The sequence below is a fragment of the Streptomyces sp. NPDC085460 genome, assembly GCF_044541975.1.
Taxonomy (GTDB): domain Bacteria; phylum Actinomycetota; class Actinomycetes; order Streptomycetales; family Streptomycetaceae; genus Streptomyces.
Genome location: NZ_JBITTO010000011.1, coordinates 41,527 through 57,315 on the forward strand (window position 1 = coordinate 41,527; position 15,789 = coordinate 57,315).

At 72.4% G+C, this 15,789-nt stretch carries 15 protein-coding genes and 1 tRNA gene; 11 read left to right on the top strand and 5 right to left on the bottom strand.

The genetic code is table 11. The annotated features are described in order from the left end of the window. Positions 1 to 21: 21 nt before the first annotated feature. From ACIGHB_RS26980 to ACIGHB_RS27000, 5 genes are all read left to right on the top strand, one after another. Positions 22 to 489 carry an SRPBCC family protein gene (locus ACIGHB_RS26980; protein ID WP_388875822.1) on the top strand — a complete coding sequence of 156 codons (468 nt, stop codon included), beginning with the start codon at positions 22 to 24 and terminating at the stop codon, positions 487 to 489. Between the two features lie 174 nt (positions 490 to 663). Continuing rightward, positions 664 to 1,071: a hypothetical protein gene (locus ACIGHB_RS26985; RefSeq protein ID WP_360314574.1), complete on the top strand. Its 408-nt coding sequence runs from the start codon at positions 664 to 666 to the stop codon at positions 1,069 to 1,071. After that, positions 1,068 to 1,835, top strand: a complete 768-nt coding sequence (locus tag ACIGHB_RS26990; protein ID WP_360314576.1) for a transcriptional regulator — start codon at positions 1,068 to 1,070, stop codon at positions 1,833 to 1,835. Before ACIGHB_RS26985 ends, ACIGHB_RS26990 begins: the two co-directional genes overlap by 4 nt. Then, the gene (locus ACIGHB_RS26995; RefSeq protein ID WP_360314578.1) at positions 1,835 to 2,269 is read left to right on the top strand and encodes a roadblock/LC7 domain-containing protein; all 435 of its coding nucleotides are present in this window, start codon (positions 1,835 to 1,837) and stop codon (positions 2,267 to 2,269) included. The genes ACIGHB_RS26990 and ACIGHB_RS26995 overlap by 1 nt, the downstream gene beginning before the upstream one ends. A 100-nt stretch (positions 2,270 to 2,369) precedes the next feature. After that, entirely contained in the window at positions 2,370 to 2,741 is a 372-nt protein-coding gene (locus ACIGHB_RS27000; RefSeq protein WP_360314580.1) for a hypothetical protein, read from the top strand. A gap of 67 nt (positions 2,742 to 2,808) precedes the next feature. Here the strand turns inward: ACIGHB_RS27000 and ACIGHB_RS27005 are convergent, their stop codons facing one another. Beyond that, positions 2,809 to 3,651 carry a MurR/RpiR family transcriptional regulator gene (locus tag ACIGHB_RS27005; protein ID WP_360314582.1) on the bottom strand — a complete coding sequence of 281 codons (843 nt, stop codon included), beginning with the start codon at positions 3,649 to 3,651 and terminating at the stop codon, positions 2,809 to 2,811. Between the two features lie 238 nt (positions 3,652 to 3,889). Between ACIGHB_RS27005 and ACIGHB_RS27010 the strand changes: the two genes are divergently transcribed. Beyond that, positions 3,890 to 4,663, top strand: a complete 774-nt coding sequence (locus tag ACIGHB_RS27010; RefSeq protein WP_399916513.1) for a DUF4232 domain-containing protein — start codon at positions 3,890 to 3,892, stop codon at positions 4,661 to 4,663. 340 nt (positions 4,664 to 5,003) lie between these two features. On the opposite strand, the gene ACIGHB_RS27015 is transcribed toward ACIGHB_RS27010, so the two are convergent. Beyond that, positions 5,004 to 6,389: a cystathionine beta-synthase gene (locus tag ACIGHB_RS27015; protein WP_360314586.1), complete on the bottom strand. Its 1,386-nt coding sequence runs from the start codon at positions 6,387 to 6,389 to the stop codon at positions 5,004 to 5,006. A 150-nt stretch (positions 6,390 to 6,539) separates the two neighbouring features. Between ACIGHB_RS27015 and ACIGHB_RS27020 the strand changes: the two genes are divergently transcribed. From ACIGHB_RS27020 to ACIGHB_RS27030, 3 genes are all read left to right on the top strand, one after another. Then, positions 6,540 to 7,649, top strand: coding sequence for an SGNH/GDSL hydrolase family protein (locus ACIGHB_RS27020; protein ID WP_399916515.1), 1,110 nt, complete (start codon positions 6,540 to 6,542; stop codon positions 7,647 to 7,649). 133 nt (positions 7,650 to 7,782) lie between these two features. Next, complete coding sequence (locus ACIGHB_RS27025; protein ID WP_360314590.1) at positions 7,783 to 9,003, top strand: acetyl-CoA C-acetyltransferase; 1,221 nt, start codon at positions 7,783 to 7,785, stop codon at positions 9,001 to 9,003. 384 nt (positions 9,004 to 9,387) lie between these two features. Then, a complete protein-coding gene (locus ACIGHB_RS27030; protein ID WP_360314592.1) occupies positions 9,388 to 10,215 on the top strand; it encodes a hypothetical protein in 828 nt (275 codons plus the stop codon). A 129-nt stretch (positions 10,216 to 10,344) separates the two neighbouring features. Here the strand turns inward: ACIGHB_RS27030 and ACIGHB_RS27035 are convergent, their stop codons facing one another. The 3 genes from ACIGHB_RS27035 to ACIGHB_RS27045 form a co-directional block, all read right to left on the bottom strand. Continuing rightward, entirely contained in the window at positions 10,345 to 10,674 is a 330-nt protein-coding gene (locus ACIGHB_RS27035) for a hypothetical protein (RefSeq protein WP_360314594.1), read from the bottom strand. A gap of 122 nt (positions 10,675 to 10,796) precedes the next feature. Beyond that, positions 10,797 to 11,699: a Bax inhibitor-1/YccA family protein gene (locus ACIGHB_RS27040; RefSeq protein WP_360314596.1), complete on the bottom strand. Its 903-nt coding sequence runs from the start codon at positions 11,697 to 11,699 to the stop codon at positions 10,797 to 10,799. A gap of 206 nt (positions 11,700 to 11,905) precedes the next feature. Beyond that, positions 11,906 to 11,991 (bottom strand) — tRNA-Leu (locus ACIGHB_RS27045). Between the two features lie 381 nt (positions 11,992 to 12,372). On the opposite strand from ACIGHB_RS27045, the gene ACIGHB_RS27050 reads away from it, so the two are divergent. Both ACIGHB_RS27050 and ACIGHB_RS27055 read left to right on the top strand, forming a co-directional pair. Then, the gene (locus tag ACIGHB_RS27050) at positions 12,373 to 13,143 is read left to right on the top strand and encodes an ABC transporter ATP-binding protein (RefSeq protein WP_360314598.1); all 771 of its coding nucleotides are present in this window, start codon (positions 12,373 to 12,375) and stop codon (positions 13,141 to 13,143) included. A 68-nt stretch (positions 13,144 to 13,211) separates the two neighbouring features. Then, complete coding sequence (locus tag ACIGHB_RS27055; RefSeq protein ID WP_399916518.1) at positions 13,212 to 15,743, top strand: ABC transporter permease; 2,532 nt, start codon at positions 13,212 to 13,214, stop codon at positions 15,741 to 15,743. Positions 15,744 to 15,789: the final 46 nt, after the last annotated feature.

Genomic DNA, 15,789 nt, shown 5'->3' on the forward strand with positions numbered 1-15,789 from the left:
GGAACCACTTCGATGGGAACCATGACCACCACCACAACCGTCGTCGTCGAGCGCCGGGTCGCCGCCTCGCCCGGCCGCGTCTGGGAGGCGATCACCGACCTGCGGGAGATGCCCCGGACGCTCTCCGGCGTCCAGAAGGTCGAGGTGCTCACGGAGGGCGGCTTCGGCGTGGGCACCCGCTGGCGGGAGACCCGGAAGATGCTGGGCAAGGAGGCCACGGAGGAGATGACCGTGACCGAGTGCGAGCCGCCCGACCGGTACGTCGCGGTCGCCGACTCGCACGGCATGCACTACGTCTCCGAGCTCTCCCTGCGCGCCGAGGGACCCGACGCCAGCGTGCTCCGGATGACCTTCTCCGGCGGCCCGGCGGACGGCCGCGCGCCCGGCTTCGTCACCCGCCTCCTCGCCCGGATCGGCGCGAGGGCCGTCTCCAAGGCGCTCGCCAAGGACCTGGACGACATCGCCCGGACGGTCACGAGCCGGTACTGACGCGGATCCGGCCGGCGGCCCCGGCCGCCGGTCCACCCTCCATCGTCGTTCACTTCAGGCCGCCGTCGGGCATGTTCCGATGGAAAATGCCAGAACCCCTCCCCCGGGCCGCGCCGTTCAGTAACGTCACCGTCACTGCCGTTGCCCGCACGCCGTATCGGGAGGGGAACCCGCGTGCCCGGAATCGACGAGTGCCTCATGGAGGCCATGACCCTGCCGGGTGCTCGCGGTGCCTCCCTGGTCGACTGGAACAGCGGCCTCGCACTCGGGACCGCGGGTGACTCGCCGGTCGGGGACCACGAGACGACCGCCGCCGAGACCGCCGAACTCGCCCGCGCAGCCGCCGAGTTCGACTCCTTCACCGCCGCCGATCCGCCGGACGGCGCCGCGGGGGCCGAGGGCGAGCCGCCCGTCGAGGACCTGATCGTCACGACGCGGGCCGGCTACCACGTCCTCCGCTTCGTCCGGACCTCCTTCGACAGCAGCGTCTTCCTCCACCTCTGGCTCGACCGCGACACCGGGAACCTCGCCCTCGCCCGCATCCGGCTCGGCGACCTCGCCGAGAGACTGGTCCTGGGATGAGCGTCTCCCCGATGCTCGTACGGCTCGCGGCCGAGAAGGCCACCGGCGCCCTGCTGCGCGACCACGGCACCCTCTACCTCGTCGACGGGCACGTCGTCCACGCCGAGAGCCCCGCCGCCCCCGGCATGGACGTCCTGCTCACCACCGCGGGACGGCTCCCCCGCGAGAACTGGGACGAGGCCGTCGACCGGGCCGGGGCCCACCGCGCCGTCGGCCGCTTCCTCGTCGACAGCGGCCGGCTGCGCGACGGCGAGCTGGAGATCTGCCACCTCGGCGCCGTCTTCGACGCCGCCTTCTTCGCCCTCGCCCCCACCAGCGGCCCCACCCGCTTCCGGTACGGCGTCGGCCACTGGTTCGGCACCGTGCGCCCCGTCTCCGCCGAGGCCGTCGAGCGCGAGACCCTCCGCCGCCGCGAACTCCTCGACGCCGTCTGGCCGTACGCCTCCGTCGACACCGCCCCCGTCGTGCCCCGCCCGGCCGCCCCCGGCCAGGGCGTCGGCGCCCGCCGGCGCGCCCTGCTCGCCGCGGCCGACGGGGTCAGCACCCCCGCCGACCTGGCCCGGACCCTCGGCCGCCCCGCCTTCCACACCCTCCTCGACGTCCGCAGGCTCGCCGCCGCCGGCCTCGTCGAGACCCCGCTCGACGCGGCCCCCGGAGCCACCCCCGTACCGCCGTCCCCGGAGTGGTCACCGGTCCCCCCGGTCTCCGACCCCGACATCGCCCTGCTGCGCCGGCTCCGTGACGCCCTGGAGGCACACCTGTGATGAGGCGTGCTCTGCGCCTGCGCGCCGAGAGGAGACAGTTGATGACAGCCGAAGCCGAGGTGCTCGGCGAGCTCAGACGCCTGCGCGCCCGGCTGCCCCAGCTCACCGGGGCGCTCGCGGCCAGCGCCGACGGCCTCGTGCTCGCCCACGACACCGTGGACGGCGCCGCCGAGAGCGTGGCCGCGCTGACCGCCGCCGCGCTCGGCGTCGGCCGGCGGCTGACCGAGTCCACCGGCCAGGGCGGCTTCCGCGAACTGCTCGTCCGCGGCGATTCCGGTTACGTCGCCACCTACGCGGCCGGCGGCTCCGCCGTCCTCACCCTGCTCGCCGAGCCCCGCATCAACGTGGGCCGGCTCCACCTGGAGGCCCGCCGCTCCAGCGCCCGCATCGGCGACCTCGTCGACGGCGCGCTGGAGCGCAGGGACCTCGCCTGACCCGGCCCCCGCGAGGAAGCCGCACCCCGTCCCCGTCCCCGGAACCCGTCCCCGTCCCCGGAACCCGTACCCGTACCCGTACAGAAGGAAGTGGCACACCATGGCGAACACCGAAGCCGCCCTCAAGGAAGCGGCCTCGATCGAGGGCGCGATCGGCGCGGCCCTCGTCGACTACACCAGCGGCATGGCGCTCGGCACCATCGGCAGCAGCAAGGACCTCGACCTCACCGTCGCCGCGGCGGGCAACACCGACGTGGTGCGGGCCAAGGTCCGCACGATGGAGATGCTGGGCCTCCAGGAGGAGATCGAGGACATCCTCATCACCCTCGGCACCCAGTACCACCTCATCCGGCTGCTCAAGTCGCGCGGCAGCAACGGCCTCTTCCTCTACCTGGCGCTGTCCAAGGACCGGGCCAACCTGGCGATGGCCCGCCACCAGCTGAAGAAGATCGAAGCGGAGCTGGAGGTCTGACGGGCACCGGCACGTCCGCCCCGCCGGCCGCGCTCCCCGCGGAGCGCCGCACCCCGCCAGGAGCTCCTCACTCCACGAAGAGCGCCCGCTCCGCCGCCCGCGCGTCGAACTGCTCGAGCCGCGCCTGCGCGTCCGGCAGCTCGTCCGCCATGGCCTCCAGGAGGACCCGGCCGAGGAGCATCGGCGCGCAGGCGGTGTCGAAGGCCAGCCCGGTGCCGACGGCGGCCGGGATGAGCAGGTCGGAGTGGGCGGCGACGGGAGCGAAGGCGGACTCGGCCACCGTCACCACCGTCAGCCCGGCCGCCCGCGCGTACTCCAGGGCCTCGACGACCTCCCGCGGGTGCCGGGGCAGCGCGAAGCAGAGCAGCGCGGTGGCCCCGGCCCGTACGGCCGCGTCGATCCGGTCCATCAGCATCGAGCCGCCCTCGTCGAGCAGCCGGACGTCCGGGTGCACCTTGGCGGCGAAGTAGGCGAAGCCGCGGGCCTGCGAGGAGGCGGCGCGCAGGCCGAGGACGAGCAGCGGCCGCGAGCCGGCGAGCAGCCGCCCGGCGCGCTCCACGGGCGCGGGGTCGGCGAGCAGCCCGGCGAGGTGCCGCAGGTTCTCGATCTCGGCGAGGACGGCCTGCTGGTACGCGTTGTGCCCGGCGTCCTCCCCGGTGGCGGGCCGCTCGGGCGGTGCGACCTCGCGCAGGTGGCGGCGGAGCGCGGGATAGCCGTCGAAGCCGAGGGCGACCGCGAAGCGGGTCACGGAGGGCTGGCTGACGCCGGCGAGCTCGGCGAGCTCGACGCTGGAGAGGAAGGGCGCGTCGGCGGCCCGCCGGACCATGCAGTGGGCGATCCGCCGCTGCGTGGGCGTGAGCCGGTGCCCCTCGAAGAGCGCCTGGAGCCGCCCGGCCGGGCTGTCGCTCATGCCGTCCCCCTTCATCCATTCATCCCTGACCCTGTCTGCATAAGGATATGCAGAGGTGGTGCGGACGGGACGGGAGCGGCCTCCTCCGGTCGCCATGGTCACGCCATGACGTCCGGTTCGTCCGGGGGCTGTAACAAACGCGGGAGGCCCGTGGAGGGTTGCGCCCGGCTGGCAAGAATAGCCATGTCGCTTGCACACGGGCCGACTTGGGGTCGGCCATGGGGGAAGAGGGAACGGCATGAACTCGAAGACGGTCGGAGCCGGTGCACCACGCCGCCTGCGCGGCGCCGTCCTGGGCGCGGCCGTGGTCGCGGCGCTGCTGACGACCACCGCCTGCCAGGACTCCGGGGGTGACGACGGCGCCGCCGCGTCGCCGACCGCCTCCGCCCCGCCGGCCGCGTCCCCCTCCGGCTCCGCGTCCGCCGGCCGGGCGCCCGCGTCCACCGCGCCCGCGACCGCCGCGCCCACCGGCGACTCCGGGACGAGCGGCAGCGCCGAGCCCTCGGCCACCGGGACCGGGGACAGCGGCGAGACGGGCGGCGGCAACGGCACGGCGTACGCGGACTGCGAGGCCGACGGGCTCACCACCGCCGTCGAGCTCCAGGACGCCGCCGGGGAGACCCCCCGCCACTTCCTGCTGACGGTCACCAACACCGCGAAGACGCCGTGCGTCCTCAACGAGGCCCCGATCCTGCGGCTCAAGGCCGGGAACGACGCCCCGATCGTCGAGACGCTCGGCGAGCCGGACTCCGAGCCCGTGGTCGTCGAGGGCGGCGGCAAGGCGTACGCCGGGCTCTACGTCTTCGGCAACGACGAGGGCGGCGAGGCGGTGTACGACCAGTCCGACCGCTTCACGGCCACCCTGGTCGCCGGCGAGGGCACCGAACTGCGCGGCACGCTCGTCTTCGACCTGCCCGACGGCCTCGACACGGTCTCGGTCGACGACGCGGCGCGGGTGAACGGCTGGGCCGGGACCGAGGGGCTCGCGATGCGCCCGATCACCCAGCTCTGAGCCCCGGAGGACCGGCGGAAGACCGGCGGAAGACTCACGGAAGACTCACGGAAGACCGGGGAAGACCGGGGAAGACCGGGGAGGACTGGCGCGGGGACCGCCGCACCCCCATCGCTGGGGGGCGGGACGACGGCGGTCCCCGCGGGGGACACGGGCCCGGGTCAGGGCCGGTCTCCGCGTCCGCGGCGTCTTCAGAGGTCCGGGAGCCGCTCCGGAAGTTCTGTGACGCCGACGAGGAACACTCTGCCGGAGCCGTGTTAAGCCGGTGCTGCGCGAACATGACACCCGCGTACCGTTTGTGCGAACGCCCGTCCGGGCCCCGGCCGGCCCCGGCAGCCTGCTACTTCGTGCCGCCGTTGGCCAGGAAGGCCAGCAGGTCCTGGCGGCTGACGACGCCGGTGGGCTTGCCCTCGACGAGGACGATGGCGGCGTCGGCGTCGCCGAGGACGGACATCAGGTCGGCGACCGGCTCACCGGAACCGACCTGTGGCAGCGGGGCCGACATGTGGTCCTCCAGCGGGTCCTCCAGGTTCGCCTTCTGGGTGAAGAGGTGGTCCAGGAGCTCCCGCTCGACGACCGAGCCGATGACCTCGGCGGCCATCACGTCGGGGTGGCCGGCGCCGGGCTTCACGATGGGCATCTGGGAGACGCCGTACTCGCGCAGCACCTCGATGGCCTGGCCGACGGTCTCGTCCGGGTGCATGTGGACGAGGGAGGGCATGCCGCCCGACTTGTGGCGCAGGACGTCGGCGACGGTGGCCGTGGAGGTGTCCTCCAGGAAGCCGTAGTCCGCCATCCACTCGTCGTTGAAGATCTTCGACATGTACCCGCGGCCCGAGTCCGGGAGCAGGACGACGACGACGTCGTCGGGGCCCAGGTCCCTGGCGACCTCCAGGGCGGCGACCACGGCCATGCCGCAGGAGCCGCCGACGAGCAGGCCCTCCTCCTTGGCGAGGCGGCGGGTCATCTGGAAGGAGTCCTTGTCGGAGACCGCGACGATCCGGTCGGTGACGTTCCGGTCGTAGGCGGTGGGCCAGAAGTCCTCGCCGACGCCCTCGACCAGGTACGGGCGGCCGGAGCCGCCGGAGTAGACGGAACCCTCGGGGTCGGCGCCGATGACCCGGACCTTCCCGCCGCTGACCTCCTTCAGGTAGTTGCCGGTGCCGGAGATCGTGCCTCCGGTGCCGACGCCCGCGACGAAGTGGGTGATCTTCCCCTCGGTCTGGTCCCACAGCTCGGGACCGGTGGTCTCGTAGTGCGAGCGGGGGTTGTTCGGGTTGGAGTACTGGTCGGGCTTCCAGGCGCCGGGGGTCTCGCGGACGAGCCGGTCCGAGACGTTGTAGTACGAGTCCGGGTGCTCCGGATCGACGGCGGTGGGGCAGACGACGACCTCGGCCCCGTAGGCGCGCAGCACGTTGATCTTGTCGAGGGACACCTTGTCGGGGCAGACGAAGATGCACTTGTAGCCCTTCTGCTGGGCCACGATCGCCAGGCCGACGCCGGTGTTGCCGGACGTGGGCTCGACGATGGTGCCCCCGGGCTTCAGCTCGCCGCTCTGCTCGGCGGCCTCGATCATGCGCAGGGCGATGCGGTCCTTGACCGACCCTCCGGGATTGAAGTACTCCACCTTGGCGAGGACGGTGGCCTGGATACCTGCCGTCACGTTGTTGAGCCTCAGCAGCGGGGTGTTGCCGACGAGGCTGATCATCGAGTCGTGGAATTGCACCGTGTTCTCCGGGGTCTCCGTAATGGTGTGGTCAGCGTATGCGTAGTCGGGACGCCTTTCGGGGCAGTTAGAACCCTGAACGGCCGGATCGGCGGGAACGGCCGGAACGGCGTGACGGATCTGTATGGCTCTGAGGAGGTGACGCCCCCGATGTCCAGGGCGAGGGTGGCGCGCCGGATCGCGGCGGGCGCGGCGTACGGCGGCGGGAGCATCGGACTGATCGGCGTGGCCGCGGTCGGGATCGTGCTGGCGGAGGCGCAGCTCGCGAAGCGGACGGTGGGCACGGGGACGGCTCCCCTGCCGCCGGCGGCGGACGGCCTCTACGGGAGGGCGTTCGGCGCGGAGGATCCGCTGCGGCTGGCCCTTCTGGGTGATTCCACCGCCGCGGGCCAGGGGGTGCGCCGGGCGGGTCAGACGCCGGGCGCGCTGCTCGCCTCGGGGCTCGCGGCGGTCGCGGAGCGTCCGGTGACGCTGCGGAACGTGGCGCTGTCGGGGGCCCGCTCGGACGATCTGGAGCGACAGGTGTCGCTGCTGCTCGCGCAGCCGCTGGGCCCCCCGGACGTCTGCGTGATCATGATCGGGGCGAACGACGTGACGCACCGGATGCCGGCGACGGAGTCGGTACGGCTCCTGGCCGCGGCGGTGCGGCGGCTGCGGACGGCCGGCGCGGAGGTGGTGGTCGGCACCTGCCCGGACCTGGGCACGATCGAGCCGGTCTACCAGCCGCTGCGCTGGCTGGCCCGGCGGGCCTCGCGGCAGCTGGCGGCGGCGCAGACGATCGTGGTGGTGGAGCAGGGCGGGCGGACGGTGTCGCTGGGCGACCTGCTGGGGCCGGAGTTCGCGGCGAACCCCCGGGAGATGTTCGGGGTGGACCTCTTCCACCCGTCGGCGGAGGGGTACGCGACGGCGGCGATGGCGGTGCTGCCGACGCTGTGCGCCTCGCTGGGCGTGTGGCCGGAACCGGACCGTCTGGAGCCGGAGCGCCGCGAGGACATGCTGCCGGTGGCGAAGGCGGCGGCCGAGGCGGCGAAGCAGGCCGGTACGGAGGTGACCGGGGCCCGGGCGCCGTGGGCGCTCCTGAAGCACCGGCGCCGGCGGCGGCTGACGGAGGCGGGCGAGGCCGTGGAGGCGGCGGAGACGGCGGCGACGGCGGGGGCGGAGTCGTCCGGCGCGGAAGCCGCCCAGGGGGCTCCCGGGGCCTCCGGGGAGGCTCCGGAGGGCCGGGGGGAGCCGCTGCCGCAGGACTCCCCATGGGCCTGAGGACCCCCTCCCCGAGACCTGAGCAAGCGCTTAGAAAAGAGGTCCGCATCACATGCCGATCCCGGTGACCCCGTGCGGTACGTCCGGGTAACTTCCCAGTGAGTCCGACCGCCACCAGCCCCCTGGAGCCGTGATGCCCGAAGCCGTGATCGTCTCGACCGCCCGTTCCCCCATCGGCCGGGCCTTCAAGGGCTCCCTGAAGGATCTGCGCCCCGACGACCTCACGGCCACGATCATCCAGGCCGCGCTCGCCAAGGTCCCCGAGCTCGACCCGCGCGACATCGACGACCTGATGCTGGGCTGCGGCCTGCCGGGCGGCGAGCAGGGCAACAACCTGGGCCGGATCGTCGCGGTGCAGATGGGCATGGACCACCTGCCCGGCTGCACGGTCACCCGCTACTGCTCCTCCTCGCTGCAGACCTCCCGGATGGCGCTGCACGCGATCAAGGCGGGCGAGGGCGACGTCTTCATCTCGGCGGGCGTCGAGATGGTCTCCCGGTTCGTGAAGGGCAACTCGGACTCGCTGCCGGACACGCACAACCCGTTCTTCGCCGAGGCCGAGGCCCGTACCGCCCAGGTCGCCGAGTCCGAGGGCTCCACCTGGCACGACCCGCGCGAGGACGGCATCGTCCCCGACGCGTACATCGCCATGGGCCAGACCGCGGAGAACCTCGCCCGCTGGAAGGGCGTCACCCGGCAGGACATGGACGAGTTCGGCGTCCGCTCGCAGAACCTCGCCGAGCAGGCCATCAAGAACGGCTTCTGGGCGCGCGAGATCACCCCGGTGACGCTGCCGGACGGCACGGTCGTCTCCACCGACGACGGCCCGCGCGCCGGCGTCACCCTGGAGGGCGTCTCCGGCCTGAAGCCGGTCTTCCGCCCCGACGGCCTGGTCACCGCCGGCAACTGCTGCCCGCTGAACGACGGCGCCGCCGCGCTCGTGATCATGTCCGACACCAAGGCGCGCGAGCTGGGCCTGACCCCGCTGGCCCGGATCGTCTCCACCGGCGTCTCCGGCCTCTCCCCCGAGATCATGGGCCTCGGCCCGGTCGAGGCGTCGAAGCAGGCCCTCCAGCGGGCCGGGCTGACCTCCTCCGACATCGACCTGGTCGAGATCAACGAGGCGTTCGCCGCGCAGGTCATCCCGTCCTACCGGGACCTCGGCTTCGACCTCGACAAGGTCAACGTCAACGGCGGCGCCATCGCCGTCGGTCACCCCTTCGGCATGACCGGCGCGCGGATCACCGGCACCCTGATCAACAGCCTCCAGTTCCACGACAAGCAGTTCGGCCTGGAGACGATGTGCGTGGGCGGCGGCCAGGGCATGGCGATGGTCATCGAGCGGCTGAGCTGAGCCGCAGCGGAGGGTAGGGGTCGCCCGAGGAACGAGGGCGGCACCTGCCCGCAGCGGAGGCGAAGCTCAGCGCGACCAGAAGAATGGAGCGGCTGAGCTAGTACGAGAGGGCGGCGCTCTCCGCGCACCGAGCGCGCCGACCTCTCCACGTACCGAGCGCGTCAACCTCGGCGCGTCCGAGCCGTGACCGAATCTCCCCCAGGATGTGACCTACATCCCGGGGGAGTTCGTTTTCCCAGGTCAGAGTGGTTTCGGGACTAAACGCCTGACCGAAATACCTGTCCAATTCGTGACGTAATGCACTGACAGGCAGCCCCACCCCACGACAAGCTGATGTAGGAAGTCGGGGGATCGACTCGAACCGGGAGTACGTCAGTGAGCGCCATGTCTCTTGCCCTGCTGCTGACCACGGCCGCTGCCACGGCCGTGGGCGCCGCTGCCCTGCACCACGTGCGGGGTCTCCGCAAGGAGGTCACCGCCCTGCGCGCCGAGCTGGCCGCGGGTCACGGTGTGACGGTCCCCGCGGCCCGCGCCACGCCCGCCGCCGAGATACGGGCCGCGGTCGCGGAGGCGCTGGCCGAGGAGCGCGAGCGCGAGCTCGCCGAGGCGCGGGCCTTCTGGGCCGCGCAGGAGGCCAGGGACGCGGCCGACGCGCCCTCCGCCCTCCTCGGCGGCCCGGCCGGCGAGGAGGCGGCCGGTCTCTTCGTCCCGCGCCAGACCGACTTCGTGGGCCTGGAGGCGATGGCGCTGGAGGCCATGGAGGCCGAGGCGGCCGCCCTCGACGGCGTCGTCGACCCGGTGGACGACTTCCCGGAGTACCCGGAGGACTCCGCCGAGCTGGCCGCCGCCCGCCGCCGGCACCCCTCGCACCCGGACTTCGTGCCGGTGCAGACGCCGGTCGTCACGGACCACGAGCGCACGGTGGCGCGCCTGGAGGAGCTGGCCGACACGGCCACGGCCCTCACCGACGTCCGCCCGGGCCCGCTGGGCACCCTCGACGTGTACGTCTTCGCCGACGGCACCACGCTCTGCATGACCCCGGGGCACCGCGAGACCGCGGAGCGCCTCGCGGAGGCCCTCCAGGCCGGTCGCACCCCGGTCCTCCTCGGCGGCTCGGGCGTCTCGGGCGCCTTCGCGCTGACCTTCTCCTACGGCGAGTCCGACGAGGAGAACGTCTACATCCTCGCCGACCGCGTCATCGCCTCGCTCTAGCCCTTCCCGCGCCCCTCGCGCGGTGAGGCCCCAGGGGGCCTCACCGGCTTCGGGGCGCCGCGGCGGCCTCCGGCCGCCGGTGCGTGGCCGGTGCCGGCTCCCCGCCCGCCGCGCCCCACCCCGACGTCCTCACACCCCCGCGCGCTCGCGGGACTCCCGTACCAGCCTCACGGCCTCTGCCAGCTCCTGTTCGCGGGAGTCGGCGGGGGCCGTTCTCAGGATCTCGGCGAGGTCGTTGCCGGCGACGGCCAGCTGGTCGGCGACGGTGAAGACGCCCGCGTCGGGGATGATCCTGGGCTCCCGGTCCGGCTCCTCGGCGCGCTGCGCGCGTACTGCCAGCTCCCTCGCCAGCTCCAGGCCCTCGGCGGCGGCGCCCCGCTGGAGGCGGCTCTGCGGGGCGGCCCGCAGCCGGTCCGCGTAGCGCTCCACGGCGGTGGTCAGTTCACTCGTATCCAGCACCCGCCCGACCCTACCGGGGCCCCGCCCCACGAGGAGAGGCGGAAGAGCCCGCCCGGCGAGAGACGCGGAAGGGCCCGCCCGGCGGTTGCCGGACGGGCCCTTCCCCCGAGTCACGGGGTGCGTCAGTCGTCGCCCTGGAGGATCGACAGCAGACGCAGCATCTCCAGGTAGATCCACACCAGGGTCATGGTGAGACCGAAGGCGGCCAGCCACGCCTCCTCGCGCGGCGCGCCGTAGGTCACGCCGTCCTCGACCTGCTTGAAGTCGAGGGCCAGGAAGCAGGCGCCCAGGATGATGCCGATGACACCGAAGAGGATGCCGAGGCCACCGCTGCGGAAGCCGAGGCCGTCACCGCCGGCGAAGACCGAGAACAGCAGGTTCACCACCATGAGCAGCATGAAGCCCATGGCCGCGGCGATCACGAAGCCGGTGAAGCGGCGGTTGACCCGGATCCAGCCCATCTTGTAGGCGGTGAGCACACCGGCGAAGACCGCCATCGTGCCGAGGACCGCCTGGATGACCACGCCGTCGGCGATGTACGTCGAGACGGCCGCGGAGATCACACCGAGGAAGACGCCCTCGAAGGCCGCGTAGCCCAGGATCAGCGCCGGCGACGCCTTGCGCTTGAAGGACTGCACGAGCGCCAGGACCAGGGCGACCAGGGCGGCGCCGATGGCGATGCCGTAGGACTTGCCCAGGTTCGCCGGGTCGACCGGCAGGAGGAACCAGGACAGGACGGCGGTGAGCACGACCGTGCCGAGCGTCATGGCCGTACGGCTCACGACGTCGTCGATCGTCATCACGTTGCCGCGCGCCTGCTGCGGGGCGCCCGTCTGGACGTCCTGCGGGGCGTAGGGGTTGGTGGCGTACGGGTTGGTCGCACCCTCGGCGTACGGGTTGCCGGTCGCGTACGGGTTCGCTCCGACGGCGGGGCCCCCGGCCTGCGGCTGCTGCGCGTTGAAGCCCGCGTAGCCGTTGTCGCGGCTGAACCCCCGTCGCGAGAAGACCGGGTTGCTGCTCCTCATCTCACTCCTCCATGGACGGCCGCACTGCGCGGCCTTGCGTCAAGGGTAATGCGTAGGCAAAAGAAACTCTCTAGTGCTCGGGGAGGATCTTTTGCGACAACTTTCGATCTTCACCGGCCACCGGGCGACCCGGGAGTGAGGAGGGGCGGCCACCGGAGGGCGGCGGGGGCGGAGTGCCGGGCCGCAGGCGTCTCCTGGGGCCCGGGTGGTGCCCGGAACCGGACTTGAACCGGTACGGCCCGAAGGCCAGCGAGGTTTAAGCTCGCCGTGTCTGCTATTCCACCATCCGGGCGTTATCCGCGTAGCTCCGCGTTGGCACAGGAGCCTATCGGGGCCCTTCCCTCGTTCAGCGGAACGAGCGCCCGATGTTGTCTTATTTTATTGACGTCTGAGGGTGCGTCAGTGCAGGTGAGCGGGGTTTCCGCAAACTGTGACAGGGGTCGCAGGCGCAAAGCGGCCACCCCCGGATTGACCAGATCTCGCCGCAGGTGTGTCACATCCGCCGTCGGGGTCGCCGTCATACCAGAGGAGGAGACACGGGGAGGGCGGTCCGACCCAAGGGGGCCCCTCGAACGGGCACGTGGACGGACGACCCGGGCAGGAACGTTCGAAACGATGGAGTGGTTCCCGGGACACCGGGTTCTCGAACAGACGTCCTGACAGGAGTCCCCTCGTGACCACCACCCCCACCGTGCCCCGCGCCACCGCGGTGGCCGCCCGCGCCACGGAGCTCTCCAAGGTCTACGGCCAGGGCGAGACCCAGGTGGTCGCGCTCGACCGGGTCAGCGTGGACTTCCGCCAGGGCGAGTTCACCGCGATCATGGGCCCCTCGGGCTCCGGCAAGTCCACGCTCATGCACTGCGTCGCCGGCCTCGACACCTTCTCCTCCGGCTCCGTCCGGATCGGCGAGACCGAGCTGTCCACCCTCAAGGACAAGCACCTCACCCAGCTCCGCCGGGACAAGATCGGCTTCATCTTCCAGGCGTTCAACCTGCTGCCGACGCTGACCGCCCTGGAGAACATCACGCTCCCCATGGACATCGCCGGCCGCAAGCCCGACCAGGCGTGGGTCCAGCGGGTCATCGACATGCTCGGCCTGTCCGGCCGCCTCAAGCACCGCCCGACCGAGCTCTCCGGCGGCCAGCAGCAGCGCGTCGCCGTCGCCCGCGCCCTCGCCTCCCAGCCGGAGATCATCTTCGGCGACGAGCCCACCGGAAACCTGGACTCCCGCTCCGGCGCCGAGGTCCTCGGCTTCCTCCGCAACTCGGTCCGCGAGCTCGGGCAGACCGTCGTCATGGTCACCCACGACCCCGTCGCCGCCTCCTACGCCGACCGCGTGATCTTCCTGGCCGACGGCCGGATCGTCGACGAGATGCTGCGCCCCTCCGCCGACGGCGTCCTCGACCGCATGAAGGCGTTCGACGCCAAGGGCCGTACGAGCTGACGCGAGGCCCCGCGCCCCGCGCGAGCCCGCACCCGACTTCCGTCCCGCCTTCCTCCAGGACCTCACCCATGTTCCGTACCGCCCTGCGCAACGTCCTCGCGCACAAGGCGCGGCTGCTGATGACCGTGCTCGCCGTGATGCTCGGCGTGGCCTTCGTCTCCGGCACCCTCGTCTTCACCGACACCCTCTCCCAGGCTTTCCGCAACCAGTCCGCGAAGAGCTACGACGACGTGGCCGTCGCCGTCAGCCTGCGCCCGAGCCCGGAGGAGGCCGCGAAGAACCCCGGCCTCTCCCAGGCCACCGTCGACAAGGTCGCCGAGCTCGGCGGCGTCACCGGCGTCCAGCCGCGCGTCGACGGCTTCGCCGGCGTGCCGGACGCGAAGGGCAAGCTGATCGGCAGCGGCTGGTCCAACAGGGGCACCAACTTCGCCCCCGGCCCGGACGGCAAGGACCCGGCGCTCGCGTTCACCTCCGGTGACGGTCCCACCGCGGCCGGCCAGATCGCGCTCGACAAGGAGTCCGCCGACAAGGGCGGCTACAAGGTCGGCGACAAGGTCCGCGTCGCCACCAACGGCCCGGTGAAGGAGTACACCCTCTCCGGTGTCTTCACCACCGAGGACGGCGCCGTCAACGCCGGCGGCAGCCTCGTCGTCTTCGACGCCCCGGTCGCCCAGAACCTGTACCTGAAGCCGGGCTACTACTCCGACCTGAACGTCTCGGCCGCCGCCGGCACCGACGCCGACAAGCTCCGCGACGAGGTCCTCAAGGTCGTCCCGAAGGCGGCCACCGCCCAGACCGGCCAGGACCTGGCCGACCAGCAGGCCCGCGACATCGAGTCCGGCCTCGGCACCCTCAACCAGGTCCTGCTCGGCTTCGCCGGCATCGCGCTCTTCGTCGGCGTCTTCCTGATCGCCAACACCTTCACCATGCTGGTCGCCCAGCGCACCAAGGAACTGGCCCTGATGCGCGCGGTCGGCGCCTCGCGCAAGCAGATCACCCGTTCCGTCCTCACCGAGGCCGGCATCGTCGGCCTGGTCGCCTCCGCCGTCGGCTACGCCCTCGGCGTCGCCCTCGCCATGGGCCTGCGCGCCGGCATGGCGGCCTTCGAGATGAAGCTCCCGGACAGCGATCTGGTCCTGGGCGCCACCCCGGTCCTCGCCGCCTTCGGCGTCGGTGTCGTCATCACCGTGCTGGCCGCCTGGCTGCCGGGCCGCCGCGCCGCGAGGATCCCGCCGGTCGCCGCCATGAACAGCGTCCACGCCACCCCGAACGCCAAGTCGCTCGTGGTGCGGAACTCGATCGGTGCCGCGATCACCGCGATCGGCGCGGTGCTGATCGTCCTCGGCGCCAACAGCGGCGGCGAGACGGGCCGTATGGTCATCGCGGGCGGTGCCTTCACCACCCTCATCGGCGTCATCATCCTCATCCCCTTCCTGTCCCGGCCCGTGATCGCCCTGATCCGCCCCTTCTTCGTGAAGGTCTTCGGGGTCGCCGGGAAGCTCGCCGGCCTCAACGCGGTCCGCAACCCGCGCCGCACCGGCGCCACCGCCTCCGCGCTCGCCATCGGCCTCACCCTGGTCACCGGCCTCACCGTGATCGGCGTCAGCGCCGGCCAGGCCCTGGACCGGATGACGGTCGACCAGATCAAGGCCGACTACATGGTCACCATGGCCAGCGGCGACGGCCTCTCCCAGGAGACCCTGACGGCCCTGGAGAAGACCCCGGGCGTCTCCGCGGTCTCCCCGCAGCAGGCCGGCGCCCTCGACATCAAGGGCTCGTACGTCTCCGCCTCCGGCGTCACCCCCGGCGCCGTCGAGAAGGTCCTCAAGGTCGACGTCGTGGACGGCTCCCTCGGCACCCTCGCCGACGGGCAGATCGCGGTCGCCGAGAAGACCGCCGCCAAGCGCGGCCTGAAGGTCGGTGCCTCCGTCCCGGTCGAGTACCTGGACAAGAAGAAGGGCACGCTGACGATCGGCGCCGTCTACAAGGACAGCGAGTTCGTCTCCCCCGTCCTCGTCGACACGAAGATCCTCGACGCGCACGACCCGGAGAAGTACATCCCGCAGATCTTCGTCGCCACCGACGGCGGCCCCAGCGCGGCGAACGAGCAGGCGCTGATCAAGGCCCTGGGCGACAACCCGGCCATCTCCGTCATGGACGAGAAGGACATCCGCGACACCTTCGGCGGCCAGATCAACCTGATGCTGAACATCATGTACGGCCTGCTCGCGATGGCCCTGCTCATCGCCGTCCTCGGCGTCGTCAACACCCTCGCGATGTCCGTCTTCGAGCGCCAGCAGGAGATCGGCATGATCCGGGCGATCGGCCTCGACCGGCGCCGGGTGAAGCGGATGGTCCGCCTGGAGGCCGTCGTGATCTCGGTCTTCGGCGCGATCGTCGGCATCGGCCTCGGCACCTTCCTCGCCTGGGCGATCGGCAAGACCTTCGCGACGAGCATGCCGGAGTACGCCCTCGTCCTGCCCTGGGGCCGGATCGGGATCTTCCTGCTCCTCGCCGCCCTGGTCGGCGTGCTGGCCTCGCTCTGGCCGGCCCGCAGCGCCGCCCGGCTGAACATGCTCACCGCCATCAAGGCCGAGTAGGCCGGCGGCACGAGGGAGAGGGCCGGGGTTCCCGCGGGAACCCCGG